The organism is Vibrio salilacus, assembly GCF_002811245.1.
Classification (GTDB): Bacteria; Pseudomonadota; Gammaproteobacteria; order Enterobacterales; family Vibrionaceae; genus Vibrio; species Vibrio salilacus.
Genome location: NZ_NIVQ01000014.1, coordinates 73,376 through 91,695, shown reverse-complemented (window position 1 = coordinate 91,695; position 18,320 = coordinate 73,376). Strand labels below are relative to the sequence as shown.

General features: G+C 43.4%; 15 protein-coding genes and 1 pseudogene. 2 read left to right on the top strand and 14 right to left on the bottom strand.

Features of this window, described 5'->3' with window-relative positions; all coding sequences use genetic code 11:
* From CDZ87_RS11250 to CDZ87_RS11215, 7 genes and pseudogenes are all read right to left on the bottom strand, one after another.
* A pseudogene (locus tag CDZ87_RS11250) lies at nucleotides 1–346 on the bottom strand (IS4 family transposase); the annotation flags it as partial.
* A 59-nt stretch (nucleotides 347–405) separates the two neighbouring features.
* Nucleotides 406–1,737, bottom strand: a complete 1,332-nt coding sequence (ltrA, locus tag CDZ87_RS11245) for a group II intron reverse transcriptase/maturase (protein ID WP_157806467.1) — start codon at nucleotides 1,735–1,737, stop codon at nucleotides 406–408.
* A gap of 547 nt (nucleotides 1,738–2,284) precedes the next feature.
* Entirely contained in the window at nucleotides 2,285–2,530 is a 246-nt protein-coding gene (tnpB, locus tag CDZ87_RS11235) for an IS66 family insertion sequence element accessory protein TnpB (RefSeq protein ID WP_100753636.1), read from the bottom strand.
* Nucleotides 2,527–2,847, bottom strand: coding sequence for an IS66 family insertion sequence element accessory protein TnpA (gene tnpA / locus CDZ87_RS11230; RefSeq protein ID WP_088731436.1), 321 nt, complete (start codon nucleotides 2,845–2,847; stop codon nucleotides 2,527–2,529). Before tnpA ends, tnpB begins: the two co-directional genes overlap by 4 nt.
* Nucleotides 2,848–2,924: 77 nt before the next feature.
* Nucleotides 2,925–3,419, bottom strand: coding sequence for a hypothetical protein (locus CDZ87_RS11225; protein ID WP_100753635.1), 495 nt, complete (start codon nucleotides 3,417–3,419; stop codon nucleotides 2,925–2,927).
* 39 nt (nucleotides 3,420–3,458) lie between these two features.
* Nucleotides 3,459–5,840: a hypothetical protein gene (locus CDZ87_RS11220; RefSeq protein ID WP_100753634.1), complete on the bottom strand. Its 2,382-nt coding sequence runs from the start codon at nucleotides 5,838–5,840 to the stop codon at nucleotides 3,459–3,461.
* Nucleotides 5,841–6,474: 634 nt separating this feature from the next.
* The gene (locus CDZ87_RS11215) at nucleotides 6,475–8,367 is read right to left on the bottom strand and encodes a methyl-accepting chemotaxis protein (RefSeq protein ID WP_100753633.1); all 1,893 of its coding nucleotides are present in this window, start codon (nucleotides 8,365–8,367) and stop codon (nucleotides 6,475–6,477) included.
* 416 nt (nucleotides 8,368–8,783) lie between these two features.
* On the opposite strand from CDZ87_RS11215, the gene CDZ87_RS11210 reads away from it, so the two are divergent.
* The gene (locus CDZ87_RS11210; protein WP_100753632.1) at nucleotides 8,784–10,670 is read left to right on the top strand and encodes a PLP-dependent aminotransferase family protein; all 1,887 of its coding nucleotides are present in this window, start codon (nucleotides 8,784–8,786) and stop codon (nucleotides 10,668–10,670) included.
* A gap of 151 nt (nucleotides 10,671–10,821) precedes the next feature.
* Here the strand turns inward: CDZ87_RS11210 and CDZ87_RS11205 are convergent, their stop codons facing one another.
* A complete protein-coding gene (locus tag CDZ87_RS11205) occupies nucleotides 10,822–11,043 on the bottom strand; it encodes a hypothetical protein (RefSeq protein WP_100753631.1) in 222 nt (73 codons plus the stop codon).
* A 291-nt stretch (nucleotides 11,044–11,334) separates the two neighbouring features.
* Here CDZ87_RS11205 and CDZ87_RS11200 point away from each other — a divergent pair, with 291 nt between their 5' ends.
* On the top strand, nucleotides 11,335–12,201 hold the full coding sequence (locus tag CDZ87_RS11200; RefSeq protein ID WP_100753630.1) for a patatin-like phospholipase family protein: 867 nt from the start codon (nucleotides 11,335–11,337) through the stop codon (nucleotides 12,199–12,201).
* On the opposite strand, the gene CDZ87_RS11195 is transcribed toward CDZ87_RS11200, so the two are convergent.
* From CDZ87_RS11195 to CDZ87_RS11170, 6 genes are all read right to left on the bottom strand, one after another.
* On the bottom strand, nucleotides 12,198–12,800 hold the full coding sequence (locus tag CDZ87_RS11195; RefSeq protein WP_100753629.1) for a 2OG-Fe(II) oxygenase: 603 nt from the start codon (nucleotides 12,798–12,800) through the stop codon (nucleotides 12,198–12,200). The two genes, CDZ87_RS11200 and CDZ87_RS11195, sit on opposite strands and share 4 nt — an antisense overlap.
* 158 nt (nucleotides 12,801–12,958) lie before the next feature.
* Nucleotides 12,959–13,597, bottom strand: a complete 639-nt coding sequence (locus CDZ87_RS11190) for a response regulator (RefSeq protein WP_038172413.1) — start codon at nucleotides 13,595–13,597, stop codon at nucleotides 12,959–12,961.
* Nucleotides 13,590–14,954, bottom strand: a complete 1,365-nt coding sequence (locus CDZ87_RS11185; RefSeq protein ID WP_100753628.1) for a cache domain-containing protein — start codon at nucleotides 14,952–14,954, stop codon at nucleotides 13,590–13,592. Before CDZ87_RS11185 ends, CDZ87_RS11190 begins: the two co-directional genes overlap by 8 nt.
* Before the next feature lie 90 nt (nucleotides 14,955–15,044).
* The gene (locus CDZ87_RS11180) at nucleotides 15,045–16,328 is read right to left on the bottom strand and encodes a TRAP transporter large permease (RefSeq protein ID WP_100753627.1); all 1,284 of its coding nucleotides are present in this window, start codon (nucleotides 16,326–16,328) and stop codon (nucleotides 15,045–15,047) included.
* Between the two features lie 12 nt (nucleotides 16,329–16,340).
* The gene (locus CDZ87_RS11175) at nucleotides 16,341–16,874 is read right to left on the bottom strand and encodes a TRAP transporter small permease subunit (RefSeq protein ID WP_100753626.1); all 534 of its coding nucleotides are present in this window, start codon (nucleotides 16,872–16,874) and stop codon (nucleotides 16,341–16,343) included.
* Nucleotides 16,875–17,004: 130 nt separating this feature from the next.
* The gene (locus CDZ87_RS11170) at nucleotides 17,005–18,096 is read right to left on the bottom strand and encodes a TRAP transporter substrate-binding protein (protein ID WP_100753625.1); all 1,092 of its coding nucleotides are present in this window, start codon (nucleotides 18,094–18,096) and stop codon (nucleotides 17,005–17,007) included.
* Between the last annotated feature and the right edge of the window lie 224 nt (nucleotides 18,097–18,320).

Sequence of the window (18,320 nt, the reverse complement as noted above, 5' to 3'; positions counted from 1 at the left end):
GTGCGACTGAAGCTCGCAATACCATAAGCCGTTTTTGCTCACGAATATCAGACCAGTCCACAAGAACAATGGGCATCGAATTGCCCGAACAGATAAAGCTCGCATGCCAACGGTATACAGCGAGTCGCTCTTTGTGTAAGTGACGATTACCTAATAATCGGTCGATTCGTTTGATGTTATGTTTTGTTCTCGCTTTGGTTGGCAGGTTACGACCAAGCTCGGTAAGAGTGAGCGTTTTACTCTCAAGTAATGCGTGGCAAGCCAACGTTAAACTGTTGAGTCGTTTTAAGTGTAATTCAGGGCAGAATTGGTAAAGAGAGTCGTGTAAAATATCGAGTTCGCACATCTTGTTGTCTGGTTATTGATTTTTGGCGAAACCATTTGATCATACGACAAGGTGTGTATCTACCTTAACTTGATGATTTTTATCAAAATCATTAGGGGATTCCTCAGGTGGAAGTATCTAGCCCTAATCCAGTATTTTCCTTTTCTAGGATGTCTACGACATGCCCATTTCCAGAGTAGCAACCATATATCAGAGTCAATCTTGCAAAATACTTCCTTTGCGACACTGTGTCGGTGATAATTGCACCAACCTCTTAATATTGGATTAAGCTGAAAGATTAGCCTGTCTTGTCGACTAGAGCGATATTTGGTGATCGTAAGTCTCAACTTATTCATCAGATGTAGAACGCTTTTGCTACTGGGTTTGACCAATAATTTGCCATTATACTTTCTGAGATTTTGACCAAGAAAATCAAAACCCTCTGATATATGCCTAACGTGCGTTTTTTCTGGCGATAATGCCAAACCACGTTGGGACATAAATTCATTAATACAAGGCAATATTGTATCTACCAAAAACGCTTGAGAATGAGCCGTTACAACAAAATCATCGGCATATCTGATTACAGAGACTCTCTTAACATTAGAACGAATTTCACGGTGCTTACCTCTTTTAACACCAGAAGCTTCTTCAATTGTTCCTTGCAGTTGATTCAATACCATATTCATTAACGTCGGCGAGATTATTCCTCCTTGCGGTGTTCCTGCAAGTGTTGGATATACCTTACCAGACTCCATAAAGCCAGCATTCAGCCACTGTGAAAGGATTGGTTTGTCGATGTTTAAGTGCTTTAGCATCCACTCATGGCTGATATTATCGAAGCAACCTTTAATGTCCGCATCAAGCACCCATTCTCCCGCACGTTTGCGACACAATACTTTGAAGCATTGTTCGATCGCATCAGCACAAGACCTTTGTTTTCGAAAACCAAAAGAATTGCCGTCACTGTTTGTCTCCACTTCTGGCTCAACGGCTAGCAAATATAGTGCTTGCATCCCACGATCCAGCATTGTGGGGATACCGAGAGGTCTTTTCTGCCCATTCGACTTTGGAATAAAGACTCGCCTTAATGGACTTGCCTTGTATCCAGAGCGTTTGAGCGATGAGATTGCTCGCCATTTTTTAGTAGCACTTTGCCATGTTTCGCCATCAACACCAGACGTTTTACGCCCTTTGTTCTCCGTTACTTGTTTAACCGCAAGGGCTTTCGCATAAAAGGAATGAGTCAATAACCATTGCAGGCTTTTAACTTTCCCTTTTCTCCCTTGCTTTACTGCTTTCACAATACGCGCTTGCAATGATCCTACGTAGCGCTTTGCAGCCTTCCAATCGATGTTAGACCAGCATTGCGCTTCGTTTATAGGTGCACATTGTTCATAAGAGCAATTCATTTGCATTCCTAAGCTAAAATCTTATTACAAATTTCTTGTGATTAACCACTCGATGGAAGTGGGCTATGCTTTCGCATGATGTCACGTTCAATACATCTATCTTTGCCATTACAGCAAGGCATTCGCTTTCTCCATCGTCCTTTACCCGCATGCCCGTCATTCATTCTTACGAAGAAACTACCTCAACGAGGGAGCATACGGGCTTACCAAGTTCCGCTTTATTCACATAATGGGTTAGTGTCAGTCAATCCGCCGGGGGCACATTAAATTGCGTAACATGAGACTAGAGCATGTTAACTTGTCCACCACACCTTTTGGTTCAAGCTTGTCAGCATCTTTAGCTTGTTTACAATGACGACAGTTACAACTGTTCAGTTAATTACACATACCATTAATTCCTAGGGCCCAACCGCATGATGCTTGCAGTTTGTTCAACATCACTATTGAACTTAAGGCTACATTGTCTTTCGAGCTTCACACCCCACCATTGCTAGTGACGCATATCGAAATAGGAAACCTTCGGCAATACGAAGGGTTGAATCAAAGTTCAACAGTAAACAAAGCGACTTCTTGTCGCACCGAGCCGTTTGTACCACAGGGCAAAACCCGTTTTATCCCAATACAACACTTTGACTTTATCGCGTTGTTTATTGGTAAATAGGAACAGTGCGCCCGTGCCGAGCGGCAAATCGGTTTCGGACTCGATAATCGCCGCCAGGCCATTGATAGACTTTCTAAAATCCACGAACTCCCGATACAGGTAAACATTCGGGGCGCTCAACATTCGTTTCATGATAGTGCTCCGATTAACTCTGCCAGATACGAGGCAGGTGTACCCTGTGGAATGCTGAGTTCAGCGTCATTAACAAATAATGTCATGTTGGCGATGGGTGTTTGAGTTACTTGGTAGCGAGTCGTTTTTTCAACGACTTCAGCTTTGATAAAGCCACCAGTTTGAGATTGCCTAGAGCACTGCAATTGTTGACGCTTTGCATAAAAGGTCGAAAGACTCAGACTATGGCGCTCGCAGAAAACACGCTGGGATAGTTGACTGGATTCGTATTGCTCGAACAGGTTTTTCCATTCTTGGTCGGTACGTCGTTTTGCCATTTCAGATCTCCTTGAGATTGGGAGATTTGATCTTAGGACGTACCGATATTGATTAGAATGTGGGGTTTATGACGCGCTTACGAGTAATACACGAATCTGATGTCTTTCTTAGGATCTTGATCAACCTCATGATCAATGAAGTTTTCTTCTACAAAGCAAGCCTGTTGTAAGAAAGATTGTTCATCCTCGCTGATTTCAAACTCAAACTCTTCACCAGCCCCATCTGCATTGCCAAAATAGAAAGTGGTGTCGGGGGTAATTTTGACTTTCTCAGACCTATTGCCATCTAAACCGCCATTCGGTCTAAGCGTGAAGTGGAATATTACAGATTTAACTACCTCGTTATCTACTTGCACGGCATTGGTCGGGTCATCATTATTTGTACAAATATGTAGGTGTGAGTAGTCTTTACTAAACTTGCCCCAATATTGTTGCTCTATTTCTAACTCTTTTGGATCACACAAAAAAAAGGGGGCGACATATTGAGCACCTTTCTTGTTACCTGAAAAATAACAATTTTCCGCTAAGTCATTTACGATGAGTGACAAACGTTGGGTATTGTTTCTTGGCATTGTAGTTTCCTTAAATATATTAGTGGGCCTTGTGTAGTCTTAATAAGAAGGCATGATTGGAAATTCAGGAATAGCATCAGACGAATGGATGCTCTTCAGGTTTTCAAGAAAAGTCATAGACTCCATAAGCTCTTGAACCGTGCCGGTCGTCAAAATCGTTGAATTGTCTGGCGGCAGAAGCTGAGAGTAGTAACCGATGATCTGTGGGGTAGGTGAGCGAAGAATGAGCTGCCCTGCCATGGCATAGGAGTTGGTCGATTCATTATCGGTAACTTCCGCTGTGGTATCTGATATGGAGAAGCAGAAGAACCCACCACCTTGTGTCTTGGTTTTGTTCCATTGCTCACGAGCACGGTTGGTTTCAGCGGTTTCAACATTGATCTTTACGCACAAGTCCTTGACGATGATGAAAGCCACTGGATAAGACGGAAATTGGTAATCTGAGATAAGGTTTTTGATTTTCTGAGCATTTTTTGGATTGCAGGCGTCCGCAGCATCGAACGAATCTTTGGTCTGAGGTGACAGCGGTGCTTTCATTGTCCGATACATACTGGCGGTGTTGGTGAAGATACCGGCTTTCAACCAAGAACGTTGTATAACCACTTTTTGCGCCAGAAATCCGAGTTCTATTTTTGTTTTATTGCTCATGAAACTCTCGGCAAATTCCGAGCCACTGACTGTGTTTGAACCAGAGGCACTACCAAGGAAGAAATTGACACCCCAGTCGCGCTGACTGAATGATGTTGTAAGGTCAGATGACGAATTCATTGACTCTTTATCAATAACGATTTTCATCTCAGTCCAGTTTTTTGCCTCGGAATCTGAGATATTGCTGGCGAAGGCATTGCTCCCAAACTTGTCACTTTGATTGGCATCTTCCGTATTGCCTGCCGCATTAAGGTATTGGTTGTATCTATTAGAAGCAGATGAAAAGTTGGCAAGTTGCGCTTTTGCTTTCTCGCAACAGGTTGTGAGTTGGTCGATGTAACTTTTTAACCAACCCATGTTTGAAGACTTGCCTTTGGTTTCAAGGTAATCATTGGCTGCATTGGCTAATTGAATACCACAGTCAATAGCGCCAGATTGCGAATCGTTAAGGTTGTTTTGCATGTCGCCAACTTTCGTAGCAATTTCTTTTATCTCTTCGTAGTCAACGCTTGAGGATTCTTTTTCGTTTTGTTCGGTGAGCGACTTGGACAATTCGTTAACTTTTTTCGTCCTATCAGCTTTTTGATCGTCGTTTGCGTCATCTAACGACTCATCATTTGACGCCAAAATATCCATCAGAATTTGTACTGCGGTTACTGTGTTCTCGGTGTAGGTATCGCGCAACTTTTTCCAGGCATTACGATAGTTTTGGTTGGCTTCGGATAATGCTTTCGTTTTTTGCTGAACGTCTTTGTCATCGATTTGAGGGATGATGGCTTTCCATGCAGCAATTTGTGCATTCAACTGGTTCATTGCGGTTTCAAAGACTGACTTTTGTAGTTCGGGATCTGACAGATAGTCGATAAAGCTGGTAGTAGGTTTGATCTGGTTTGGCCATGCTGCAGGAATAGACTGAATTGGCAAATACGTGAAGCCCTCTTCCGGTGGTACGGAAACAACGGCATTTCGCATGATGGTTTTCGCGTCGCCCAATCCGCCGTCACTGTATGTATCTAGGATGGCGATAGAATCTTCCCATTGTGATAATGGAAATTGGGCGATCAAGTTGGTGTAGGCCAGAGTGATTGAAGAAATGTAACTTTCTGAAACTGTAGTGTGCCAGGCCAGAAATTCGTCATATTGTTTTTGTGGATCTCCTGAATATTTTTGAGCTAGTTCATTTCGTTTGTTGTTGATCTGTTCAGACCATTCTCGTTTTTTTGATATCCAACTACTGTATAACCTGTAAAACGCATCACTCATAGACATCGTTTGCTTTTCGTTGTCAATTTCAATTTCAATCTGTGTATTGATTTTTTCGCGGACGATTTCTTGAAGTTTCGCAAGTTCTGGATTCACTTTAGGGGCGAGTTGACTGATAGCCATCTTGTACCTATCAGACGTTCTTGTCCCGTCCGGCTGGGTGATGGGCGCGGGTGGTACATAAGTGTCCATGACCTGTGAAGTTCGGATTAGCTGTTTTAAGGGTATCTCAGAGGCGTCTTTTTCAACCCCAAGAGCTTGGGGATCCAGGACGGTTCCAGGCCAGCAAAGGCTAAACATTTGTGTTGGATTCTGATTTCCAAATGTATTGGCAAATTGCTCATAGATGATGTTGACGAAGTTTTCTGGCTTTTTGTTGTCGCCTAAAACTCTTGGCGTTTGTTGTGCTTTGTTGTGTTGTGAGAGGGGTAACTTCTGCTCTGATAACTCGTCAAGTTGAGTTAAGGTGGTAGAGGTCAGCTCGTCAGTGTCTTGCAGTGTGTTGGTCATGATCAACTCCCTGAAATATTATGAACATGGACTTGTTTTGTCAGATTATTTAGCTCTGAATCGTTAATGAATCAATATGAACATTGATGCATATTTATCACATTAAGTTGACCAAGTCAAAGAGAAACTTGTGGAAATGTTGCGAGTATCAGCTTCAGCACATTACGGGACAAAGTTTGATAGGGGCTCTGATGGCTTAGGTAACATCCCGATCTTGTAAGTGACAGGTTGAGCTAATCCACATAAGATATATCTTATGTATGCTGTAACTGTGTAGGGTCATAATGTGGGCCTTTTATTGGCATTGGAAGTGTCCGTCACTATTTATCAAAATGAGCTTTTAATCATAGACTTACCATTTATCTGTTAGGGAAATACTGGGCAGTCCAGTGAGGCACGAAAAAAATACAGCACAACTAAAAATCGTTGGGACTTTGCAATACATTTATTTGTGCGAGTGAATGGAGTCAAGCAATTTACTCTAACTCAAAATTGTCCAAAAAGGAGTTACGCCGAAATGAATAGCTACTACATTGAGAGCCACGTAATGTTTGATGCACTAAGTTAAAACTCGGCTTAATGCTCAGTTAAGCCGAGTTGATGTTTTAACTTTTCCTCGTTTTAACTATCTGAATTATCTCAGCTTAAAGTTGGCGACCTGTCGCTTAAGATCGTCATTGGTATCATTAAGCAACTCCGTCGCTTGTACCGTTTGCTGACCGCTAGTTACCAATGACTCGACAATGTCTCGGATCGATAGCATATTACGACTGAGCTCTTCTGCTACGGTACTTTGTTCTTCTGTAGCAGCAGCAATTTGAGTACTGACATCATCAATTTCTTGTACCGATGTGCTCATTACGGTCAGACTTTCAGACACTTCAGCGGTTTTATCGGCGGTCTCTTGGCATTGCCTTTTGGTTGAGTCCATTGCCTTAACAACGCTCTCTGTACCACCAAGCAGTTGATTAAGCATGTCAGAGATTTCCATCGTGCTGTTTTGCGTTCTCCCGGCAAGAGCACGAACTTCATCAGCGACAACTGCAAAACCGCGCCCTTGCTCACCTGCTCGAGCGGCTTCTATCGCTGCGTTAAGCGCAAGTAAATTGGTTTGTTCAGAGATCTCACCAATAACATTCAATACATTACTGATCTTATTCGCGTCTTGATTCATACGCAGAATGCGGTTCGACATGTCCTCTACTTCTGTTACTAACGCACTTACAGTGCTAACCGCGTTATTAACAATAGCAAGAGATGATTCTGCTTCTTTGCTCGCGTCTTCAGTGATGCGATTCGATTGATTGACGTTTTCTGCAACCGTTCGAGCACTCTCACTCATTTCAGTAATGGCTGTCACTACTTGCTCTGTTTCACTTGAGTGAGTCACCAGTTTGGCCTCATTTTCACGCGCGGTCGTACCCAATTGTTTAGCGCTAACTGAAATGTTTTGACTGGCTTGTGATATATGTAGCATCATCTCCTGAAGGTTTTCAACAAATCGATTGAAGCCCTGACTTATCTGAGCTAAATCATCATCACCTTCGATTTTAAGTCGCTGCGTCAGGTCTCCAGTGCCATGAGATAAATCAAGCACCGCGGTTTTTAATTTCAACAGCGGTCGATAAGCGTATTGTAAAATAACAAAAATCGCACCACCGCTGATAAGCAGTAATATGCCACCAGTCACTAAGGATTCGTACATTGCGGCGTAAACATCCACCAACGCGCTCTCTTGGTCAACAAAGACCATCAAGGTCCAATACATATCGGGGGTCAGATTAACGCGCTCGAAATAACCATCAAATTGAATACCAAGATAAGGAAAACTTAAATGGCCAGATTGTTGCGAGAAAAAGGCGCGTTCCATGTCAGCAAAGTTTGCGCTAATTTGTGACGGGGTTTTTCCGATATCATTCGGATCGTCACTGGCAAAAAATACCGCATTGTTGTCGGTCAATGTCGCTGCACCACCCGCAAAACGCATGTTGCTCACCGTACTGATCACATCGTCAAGTTTTATATCACCCAGTAAAACACCTATCACCTGCCCCTGTTGCTTAACTGGCATCGTCACACTGACTACTTTCTGTTGAGTAACTTGGTCTTGATATACTCCAGTGACCGTGACATCAGAGGCGTTTTTCGCACTTTGATACCAATCTCGGGTACGAAAATCGTATTTGGTATTGTTTAGCGACATATACGAACGACCGTCTTGATAGGTCATGATGACATTTGAAATCGCAGCGCTTGTCGCCAGAAGTTCGACTAAGCGTTGATTATCGTCATCGTTAAGTTGGAGGTTAAAGCTTTTAGCACCATTCTTAATTGCCTGAGTTTTAAAGGTCATCATCTGCTCAAGCTCTGCCACATGAAAACTCAGTTTGTCTGAGGTTTTCGCCACGAGGCCGTCAACCATATTGTCTCTCATCGCGACTATATTGAGCGTGCCCAATACGATAAGAGAAGCGGCGACGAGCACCCCAACACCAATGTAAATTCTTGATTTGAAGCCTAAATTCATCTTATACCTCACGGTCTGCGTGTTAGAGCGGTATTTTTGATGATGTTGGTCATTAACTTTGTGCTTCGCGGTACTGATCACTCAATACACAAAAACGAAAACCAATCTATCACCTAGCCATGATAACTCTTTTTAATTATATACAACTAAGTTATCAATAGAATGTGTAGTTGTTTTGACGATAACTATCAACATTTGAGTAGTATTTATTCTTGAAAAACATTGTTATTTACTCTTTAGTTAATAAAGATGGTCATATATGAGACTGAGTTAATATTTTTAAGATCGATCAAGTCGATATTCAACTGACTAACTATAGTAAGCGATACACGAACATATCGTGGTTGGCTAGGTAGTGAAAAAACTCTCGCTACTTGTTCCGGATAAAAAAATCTTAATAACTTGGGGCAACGATTATGAGTGACCAAAACAAAATAAAGTACGGTCCTAGGCGAGAGCCATGGATAGAACAGGTTCCCGACTTCGCACTTGACAAGATCTCCCCACCTTCAGCAGATCCTACCAAGATCTATGCCGAAAGAAATTACGATTTTCACTACACAGAACAAGCCGTTAACAGCTTTGATGTAGAGCTGCCACCCGGTGGGCAAACGGCAAGTGAACAAGACCAAGTTTTTCGACAACTTCTTGCCTATGTTGATGGACAAAAACAGCACTTTCTTGGCTATCAAACGGAAGAAAAAATCCACTATCAAAGTCATTTACCCCCTTTCCTTAACGCCAGTCTAAACAACGTGGGTGACCCTTTCGTCAACGGGAACTATACGATCAACTCAAAATGTGTTGAGCGTTCGGTACTCGACTATTTTGCTTGTTTATGGAATGCAAAATGGCCATCTCAAGGGCCATATATTGATAAGAATAACCAGTTTCAATCAGGCGATCCTGAGAGTTACTGGGGTTATGTCCTTACCATGGGCAGTACCGAAGGAAACTTATATGCGATGCTCAATGCTCGTGACTATTTAAGCGGTGTGATGTTGTTAGAAGAGGAAATACGATCTGAAACAGAAACCGGTACTACTTTAACGAATAGCGAAGTCTATGCACACTACCCTTGTCCACCACCACAAAGCGCTAATGCCTATACCCCTGTCGCATTTTTCTCAGAGGACACTCATTACTCAATCGTGAAGGCGATGGCGGTTGAAAAAATCGATACCTTTGGTGAACTTGGGAATCGACTTTACCCGCAACTGAACCCCATCGAACCAGGAAAACCTTGGCCAAGTGAGGTCGAGTCAGAGAAACCAACGGCAGATCTTCCAGCAGGCTCTGGTGCCATTGATGTTGAAAAACTCGTTAAATACGTGACGTTTTTTGCTGAAAAAGGTCACCCTATTTTGGTGGTTCTCAACTGCGGTACGACGTTTAAAGGCGCCTATGATGATGTTGATTATGTTACTCGTCGATTGGAACCCGTTTTAAAAGCCAATGGACTGTGGCAAAGAAAGGTCCCCGTCGACCCTAAAGATCCCCAGAGCCACTACGAGACTCGCACAGGTTACTGGCTTCATATCGATGGAGCACTTGGCGCGAGCTACCTTCCCTTCATAAAAATGGCTAAGGATTGTCAAGAGTATCAGACGTTCTTTGCCAAGCATGGTGATGACACTGGGCCTAATTTTGACTTCAGTAACCCTATGGTTCACTCGATTGTCACGAGCGGTCATAAATGGCCAGGGGCACCTTGGCCGACAGGCGTCTATATGACCAAACAACAATTTATGGTTTCCCCTCCTGATAACCCAGAATACATTGGCTCCCCCGATACCACCTTTGCTGGTTCACGTAATGGGCTCTCTCCGCTAGTGCTTTGGGAGTATTTTGCTCGTAACAGTTATCAGCGACAAATCGAGCTCGCCATGCAAGCACAAAAAATGGCACATTATGCTTATGAGCAGTTGTCTCTTGTGGCCGAATTTTGGCGTAACAAAGGAGTGGGATTACCAGAAGGGTTATGGTTACAAAAAACACCATTGTCACTCTCTCTTATCTTCTGCCAACCAAATGAATCAATCATTTTCCGCTATTCGCTTGCAAAAGAGAGCACCAACTTGGGAGAGAACCAAGATTCAGAGCTAAGGCACTATGTTCACCTTTTCACGATGTGGGACGTAGACAAGACTCTGATCGATAGCTTATGTCATGATCTCAAACAGCCAGGCGCATTTGATCCTGCTTTATTTGAGTCGATCAAGCACACAACAGTGACAAAACCTCGTGTCACAAATACCCTCAAACAAGTTCGCTTACCTCTTAGGGGGCGTTCATTTCGCTGATCAATTCGAGCATTCATAAAGGCTAGTGACACCTCAAATCAGCATACTTTGAGGTGTCGCACTTAGTACTTGAATCGATGAAGAAAATGTCAAAAACGGGGAGCTTCGTGCTCCCCTAGTAATCACTTTTTATACCGCATAAAAGCCGCATCTAGTGCGTTGAACTATCACTGCGCTGACCAAATTCGGCTTGGTGGTAGATATTGGCAAGACTTCGATCCTTGCGAGACTGAGCTTTATTAGCTTGGCTCACACAACGTTGTTCTTGCGCCTGCAATGCTTTCTCATGCTCTTTGGCAGAATTAAGAAATTTAGGATCGCTCAACGCTTGTTGGCGTAGGCGGTTTACACGTTCAATCGTTTCTAACAACATACACACCTCCTTAACCTGTATTTATAAACAGTATAGTTCAGTTTAATAGCAATGCAAGAAAACACCTGTGTATATGCACAGACAATCATTTTAACTGCTTGTTTGTCTGGCCATTTAGTTAATCTAGTTCTTATTGGTGTTATCTTGAACCTGTCATTTCCTATCAATTGCATTGGTATTTTCTATCAATAGGGACCTTCTATTGCAGTGATATAAACTACCCATTTCAAAAACCTAGCAACTCTAATTACACTGTCGATATTGAGAACAACAGATACAGATGAAGTAACGATGAAAGCGATAGTGGTTGAAGGCGGAGCAATGCGAGGTATTTTTGCGGCAGGTGTGTTAGATCAGTTTATCGAGCAAAACTATAATCCATTTGATTTCGCGCTTGGAGTGTCGGCGGGTGTCTCTAATTTAGTTGGCTACTTAGCCAAACAATCTGGTCGTAGTTACCAAGTGATCACTCAACTTGCGACAGATAAGCAGTTTTATAATCCCGCTCGCTTCCTTAAAGGAGGCAACCTTGTTGATGTAAAGTGGTTAGTGACACAATCGAATCAACAGTATCCGCTTGATACGGACACTTTGTTTAACAACATACCTTTAATAGCAACGGCGACTAATATCGAAACAGGCCGTGCTGACTACTATCAGGTAAATGCCGACAATTTAGAGAAAGTGCTAGAAGCGACTAGTGCGCTGCCAATCGCCTACAAACAGACTCCCTGTTTATCACATGGCTGTTACACCGATGGCGGCGTCGCCGATTCGATTCCTGTCATCGAAGCTTATCGTCGTGGCGCACGAGAGATTACGGTGATACTGTCTCATCCGCTCAGCTATCAAATGCCAGAACGAAAAAGCGCGTTAGTCTTTAAACGGCTTCTTAAACAGTACCCAAAGATAGGCGATGCGATGGTCGATCGAGCTAGGCGCTACAATCAATCGCTTGAGTTTATTCGCCATCCACCTGTTGATGCCACCATCAGAGTTATCGCGCCCTCACAAACATTTGCCGTCAAGCGTTTAACTATGAAACAAGTATTATTAGAGCAAGGTTATCAGATGGGACGTTCAAAAGGACAACAACACCTTGCTACTCGACAAGGTGTTCATGGCTTAACCCGTGAAAACTGTCACTTCTGTGTCTAGTTGGCAATATCAAGCCGGTTGTTTTGTACTCCATTGACGCGAAACCAACCAGCAATACTGTAACGCTCGCTATTGGTCGGCAACACTTCATGTGGAAATTGCTCAGAAAAAAACACCAATAACCGACCTGACTTTGGGGCGACGGTCAGTAAGTGCTTATCTTCAAGGTCATAGATCGCTAGCTCGCCAGCATCGTCTACTGTCCATGAGTCGTTCAAGTAAAAGACGGTTGTCAGTTTACGATTCTCATTGCCTTTAAAGCTGTCGAGGTGTTTTTGGTAGTAATCTCCTCGCTCGTACTTGGCAAAGTGGGCTTCGTACTCAAATAAACCAAGAAAGAAATGGCGATTTGCTTCTAACCGTAAACATTCCATCTTATCGAGGTAGGACAAAACGGGGGCGTCCATTGCTCGGTGCAGCCAATGAACTTTATCACTACGAATTGAGGTTGCCCGCACTGCTTGCTCACCACGCCCAATTCGTGCTTTTTCCCATTCAGGTGGTAGACACTGCCGTAGTTGCGCAACTTCATTTGGCGACAGAAAGTCATCCCAAACATAATATCCTTGGGTAAATAACGCATCGATAAGCTGGTTCATTTCTCGCGTGGATTCCATTAAGGCGATTGGAACCACGCTTATACACAATCAATACAGACAACTACTAATCAGATTTATTGTCGTAACGACAAATGAGGCCATAACAAAAAATTGTGCCACCACCAAGTCACGCCAAATTTCACACAGGGGAAAATTCACTACGCAACGATACCCTGCTCAAGCGCGTATTTAGCTAGCTCAGCGGTGCTGTGTAAGTCCAATTTGTGTTTAATATTCTGACGATGCGTTTCCACTGTGCGGTAACTGATATTTAAAAGTGATGCGATTTTTTTACTACTATTACCCTCCGCCACCAATTTCAAGATCGCCTCTTCTCGGCGACTCAGTGGATTAGGTCGTTGCGCTGCGGGAATCACTTCTTGGGAAAACAAGGTTTGTGTGACCGATTCACAAAAATAGGTCGAGCCTTGATAAACGGTTTTAATCGCTTGAACCATGCGCTGTGCGCAGATTTCTTTAAGCATGTAACCCACGGCCCCCACCTGCATCACTTTCATAATGTACTCACGGTTGTCATGCATGGTTAACATCAACACTTTGACATCAGGCATCGATTCTTTGATCACCTTCGTTGCATCAATTCCATTCATCAGTGGCATGCTAACGTCCATCAAAACAACATCTGGTTGTAGCGCCTTCACAACCTCTATCGCCTCTAGCCCGTTACTTGCAGATCCAACAACATCAATATCAGATTCGGTCTGCAGCCGCGCTTTAAAACCGTCTAAAACAACTTGGTGATCATCCACAATCACAACTTTAATCGGTTCATCCATAAACTAATCCGTCCAACTCCAACAATACGGTTATCTCAGTGCCCAACCCTGGCTGACTTTCGATATCCAGTTCGCCACCAATAAATTCGACACGTTCACGCATATTACGCAGGCCTATGCCGGATTTTCTCAAGGTTACATTAACATCAAACCCGACACCATCATCACGAATGATCAACTGCAGCATACTGCCCATCTGCTGCAAAATGACACTGACGTTGTCAGCGTGAGCATGTTTTTCGATATTGGTTAGTGACTCCTGAGCAACGCGATACAATGTGGTCGCCATTTCCGATTTTAATTTATTCGAAGAGTGAGTATTGAGTGTCGCTTCAACATCGATACCTGAGTGCGCCTTAAAATCTAGCAGTAAACTGTTTAATGCAGCTTCTAAGCCAATATCATCAAGCGCACTTGGTCTCAGGTTATGCGAAATGTGCCTCACTTCGTTGATCGCCGTCATCAACGATTGTTGCGATTGAGCCAAATGCTGTTTAAGGGAAGCGTCATCAATTTTACTGGCCAATAACTCCAAATGACACTTGCTCGATACCAATAACTGATTGATACCATCGTGTAATTCTCTGGCCAGATGCTTTTTCTCATCTTCTTGAAACATCACTGTTTTATGCGCTAGCTCTTTTAAACTCTTATCCGCCAAGCGATGTTCATGCAGGTTAACTGCTAGCGTAATCACCACAATGACACCTACGGTGACGCTCATAATGACGATCACAGAGAAAAACGTCGTCTCAATGTTATTGTTAACCTCAGACTTTAAGTTCGCTACCTCATAGGTAACATCTTCAATGTAAAGTCCTGTCCCCACCATCCAGTTCCACCTTTCAAGCCAGGCGGCATAGCTAAGTTTGGGGACATTTTCCCCTGTTGACGGTTTTTGCCATAAGTAACGATGAAAACCTCCACCATTTTGTGCCTGATTAAGCAGAGCTTCAATAAGATGATCACCATTTTCGTCTTGAAGAAGCAGAAGGTTTTGCCCGACCAACTCTGCCTGTATCGGGTGAACTAAGTTGACACCAAATTGATCATAGGCAAAAAAATAGCCATCTTTATCTTTGCCATAACGAAGCTTATTCAACACCTCTTTAACCTGTTGTTTGGCTTGATGCTCAGGTAAACTGGTGTCATTGTAGATATGGCCGATGGCATCAAAGGCAAGGTCAACATAATCTTTCAATGCTGTCTCTTTGGAACGAATCAATCCATCTTCAAAAATTTGGATCTCTTTTTCACCCAGCGTTTTAGCTTGGTGGATAGATATCCAACTGGTCAATGCCGTCACCAACATAAGTGGTAGTAGACTGAGAAGTATGAGTTTTCCTTGTAGAGGCATCCCTTTCCCCAATAAAAAACAAAGGCTACTTACCTTTCGGTTAAGCAGCCTCACTTTAGCAGGAGTTGTGATCAAATCGTAACTTGTTGATCACATTCCATAGAATCCAGGGAAGACCAACAAGGAAGCCAACACCAACACCTGAATCGCGATGAATGGCATTACACCTCGGTAGATGTCTCGGGTTGTCACACCATTTGGAGCGACCCCTTTTAGATAGAATAAACTAAAGCCAAACGGCGGGGTTAAGAATGATGTCTGCAAGTTCATCGCAACGAGGATTGCGAACCATGTCATGTTGATGCCCATCAGTTCAGCCACTGGCGCTATAATTGGCACAATGATGAAACAGATTTCAACGAAGTCGATGAAAAAGCCCAGCACTAAGATCACCAACATAGTGATAATCAAGAAGCCCCATTTCTCACCTGGAAGCTGAAGCATCCACTCTTCAACCAGATAGTCACCACCTGTGTAGGTAAACGCCATCGAAAAAGCCGTTGCACCGAGCAAGATCGCAAAGACCATCGCCGTCACTTTAACCGTTTCTTTGGCCGCATCATAAACCATCATGAAACTGAATTGACCATACAGTAGCGCGAGTACAATCGCACCGGCACCACCCAACGCCGCCGATTCTGTCGGTGTCGCCACACCCGCAAAAATCGAGCCCAGTACCACAATAATCAACGCTAATGGCGGGACCACCGCTTTCAGAGCAGCAATCACTTCTTGCTTACGATTAAGATTCTCATCAGCTGGCATCGCTTTAGCCGATTCAGGGTTTAATTTGGCATAGATAAGGATGTAGATGATGTAAGCTGCAACCAACACGAAACCTGGCCAAATCGCCGCTTGGAACAAGTCACCGACAGGGACACCTAGTACGTCGCCAAGCAGAATCAAAACAATAGAAGGTGGGATGATCTGGCCAAGCGTACCAGAAGCACAAATGGTGCCACACGCTAAGCCTTTATCGTAATTGTACTTGAGCATAACAGGGAGTGAAATCAACCCCATGGCAACAACAGAAGCACCAACAACACCTGTTGACGCCGCTAAAAGCGCACCAACCAATACGGTAGAGATTGCGATACCGCCATTAATGCCGCCAAATAACTTTCCCATCGATTCTAGCAGTTGCTCAGCAAGACGCGTTTTTTGCAATACTAACCCCATAAAGACAAACAGGGGAACGGCCATTAACACGGTGTTTTCCATAATCGACTGAATTCGATATGGCATAAAGGCAAACATATCCATGCCTTCTGCCCAAACACCAAAAATCAATGCGATACCGCCAAAGGTAAACGCAACTGGAAAGCCAAGTAGCAAAGCAAACAAGGCTACAAAAAACATTACAATACCGACCATTTTCTTGTCTCCTTACTTTTGCACTTGTGAATATATAAGATGTGGATTAACGATTTTGTTGATGGAGTGCAGCAATAAACCAACGCCACTTATCGCCATAAAGAAGAATGAAAGTGGGATCATCGCTTTGATTATCCAACGATAAGGCAGACCACCAGGGTCACCGGATGTTTCGCCTAGCGCGTAACTCTCGCGAGCAAAGTCCACTCCGTAGTAAGCCACTAGCAGACAAAATGGAAATAAGAAAAACAGCGTACCGAGCACATCGATAATGGCTTGAGCTTTGTTCGACAGCCGCTCATAAAACAAATCAACGCGAACATGCCCACCGGATTTAATCGCATAAGGAACGCCGAGTAGGAAAACGGCCGAGAATAGATGCCATTCCATTTCTTGAAACGCAATGGAAACATCGTTGAATGCGTAGCGCATCACAACATCGTAGACGACATTGGCCAGTAGCAAGATAAACAAAATGCTCGATAACCATCCGAGGAAGTCACCAAAACGATTAAATGCTCGCTCGATATATATTAGGCTTCTCATTCCCTACTCCATGGAATTTTGAATCGATGCCACTCATAGAGTAGCGAAGTATTATCTGATCGGGTTCTTTGGCTAGCGGACGAGTGACAACGTCACCCATTCGCTTATTGTTATTGTTACGCCAAATCTTTTATTGTTGTACTTGGCTGTTGAGGTAAGCGCGATGTGAGATGTTAGACCACGGACGAACCTGATTTAGGTAGTTCGCTTGAGACTGTTGAATCTCATTCGCCAATGCATCTTTCTCTGCATGATCTTTTAGCAAGCGATCATTAGCTTCACGTAGCGCTGTCATGACCTCTTCTGGGAAATCTTTAACCATGACATTAGGGTACTCAGACTTGATTGACGCCCAGTTCTTACCACTTTCGTGTTTTGACTGTGTGTACATATCGTAGGCTGCTGTCTTCATGGCGACACGTAAGATAGCTTGTAGATCAGCCGGTAGACGTTCCCATACACGTTTGTTAACCAAGAACTGCAGTTCTGTTGCTGGCTCATGCCAACCTGTGTAGTAGTAAGGCGCAATTTTGTGGAAGCCCATACGTAAATCAAGCGATGGACCGACCCACTCTAACGCATCAATGGTACGACGCTCAAGTGAGGTATAAAGTTCGCCCGGGGCAATGTTGGTCGGTTTCGCGCCGAGTTCGGCAAGGATCTCACCGGCAAACCCTGGAATACGCATTTTCAGACCTTGTAAGTCTTTAACGGAGTTAATCTCTTTTTGGAACCAGCCACCCATCTGGGTATCGGTATTACCGCCAGGAAACGATAGAAGGTTATGTTGAGAATAAACCTGCTCCATTAGTTCCATACCACCGCCATAGTAGAACCATGCGTACTGCTCTGTTGGTAGCATGCCGAAAGGCATCGAAGTGAAGTATAGAGTGTTTGGTACTTTACCTTTCCAGTAATACGACGCGGAGTGACCCATATCATATTGGCCAGACTTAACCATATCGAAAACACCTAGCGGCGCTTTATGTTTGTTGGCAGAGTCGATACGAATCTGTAAACGTCCGTTTGACATCTCTTCAGCCATTTTGGCCATATTTTTGGTGGCATCACCAAATATTGGAAAGTTTGGTCCCCATGTTTCTGCCAGCTTCAAGCGATATATTTTTTCTGCCGCAGAAGCAGAGGTAGCCATAACAGCTAACGCAGTTGCCATTACGGTCCCTTTAAAAATTCGTTTTAGCGATTTTTTAATAACACTCATGTTCACGTCCTTTGTTAACGGGTCATACCTTTTTAGATATGTTCTATATCGATTACAGAGTGATCGATCATGACCGAAGATGAAATCAGCGTGAACACGGATGTTTTTTAACACATATGACGGAAGTTAGACTAAATAACTACGTAGTACTACGTAATCCATAAGATACGAGATATGTTTTTATTCAAAAAAATCAACAAATTAAACGGAAGAGGAATATAATC

Excerpts from the sequence above, each read along its gene's own strand:
- ltrA (WP_157806467.1), bottom strand. The coding sequence starts at position 1,737 with ATGAATTGCTCTTATGAACAATGTGCACCTATAAACGAAGCGCAATGC.
- tnpB (WP_100753636.1), bottom strand. The coding sequence starts at position 2,530 with ATGAAACGAATGTTGAGCGCCCCGAATGTTTACCTGTATCGGGAGTTC.
- tnpA (WP_088731436.1), bottom strand. The coding sequence starts at position 2,847 with ATGGCAAAACGACGTACCGACCAAGAATGGAAAAACCTGTTCGAGCAA.
- CDZ87_RS11225 (WP_100753635.1), bottom strand. The coding sequence starts at position 3,419 with ATGCCAAGAAACAATACCCAACGTTTGTCACTCATCGTAAATGACTTA.
- CDZ87_RS11220 (WP_100753634.1), bottom strand. The coding sequence starts at position 5,840 with ATGACCAACACACTGCAAGACACTGACGAGCTGACCTCTACCACCTTA.
- CDZ87_RS11215 (WP_100753633.1), bottom strand. The coding sequence starts at position 8,367 with ATGAATTTAGGCTTCAAATCAAGAATTTACATTGGTGTTGGGGTGCTC.
- CDZ87_RS11210 (WP_100753632.1), top strand. The coding sequence starts at position 8,784 with ATGAGTGACCAAAACAAAATAAAGTACGGTCCTAGGCGAGAGCCATGG.
- CDZ87_RS11205 (WP_100753631.1), bottom strand. The coding sequence starts at position 11,043 with ATGTTGTTAGAAACGATTGAACGTGTAAACCGCCTACGCCAACAAGCG.
- CDZ87_RS11200 (WP_100753630.1), top strand. The coding sequence starts at position 11,335 with ATGAAAGCGATAGTGGTTGAAGGCGGAGCAATGCGAGGTATTTTTGCG.
- CDZ87_RS11195 (WP_100753629.1), bottom strand. The coding sequence starts at position 12,800 with ATGAACCAGCTTATCGATGCGTTATTTACCCAAGGATATTATGTTTGG.
- CDZ87_RS11190 (WP_038172413.1), bottom strand. The coding sequence starts at position 13,597 with ATGGATGAACCGATTAAAGTTGTGATTGTGGATGATCACCAAGTTGTT.
- CDZ87_RS11185 (WP_100753628.1), bottom strand. The coding sequence starts at position 14,954 with ATGCCTCTACAAGGAAAACTCATACTTCTCAGTCTACTACCACTTATG.
- CDZ87_RS11180 (WP_100753627.1), bottom strand. The coding sequence starts at position 16,328 with ATGGTCGGTATTGTAATGTTTTTTGTAGCCTTGTTTGCTTTGCTACTT.
- CDZ87_RS11175 (WP_100753626.1), bottom strand. The coding sequence starts at position 16,874 with ATGAGAAGCCTAATATATATCGAGCGAGCATTTAATCGTTTTGGTGAC.
- CDZ87_RS11170 (WP_100753625.1), bottom strand. The coding sequence starts at position 18,096 with ATGAGTGTTATTAAAAAATCGCTAAAACGAATTTTTAAAGGGACCGTA.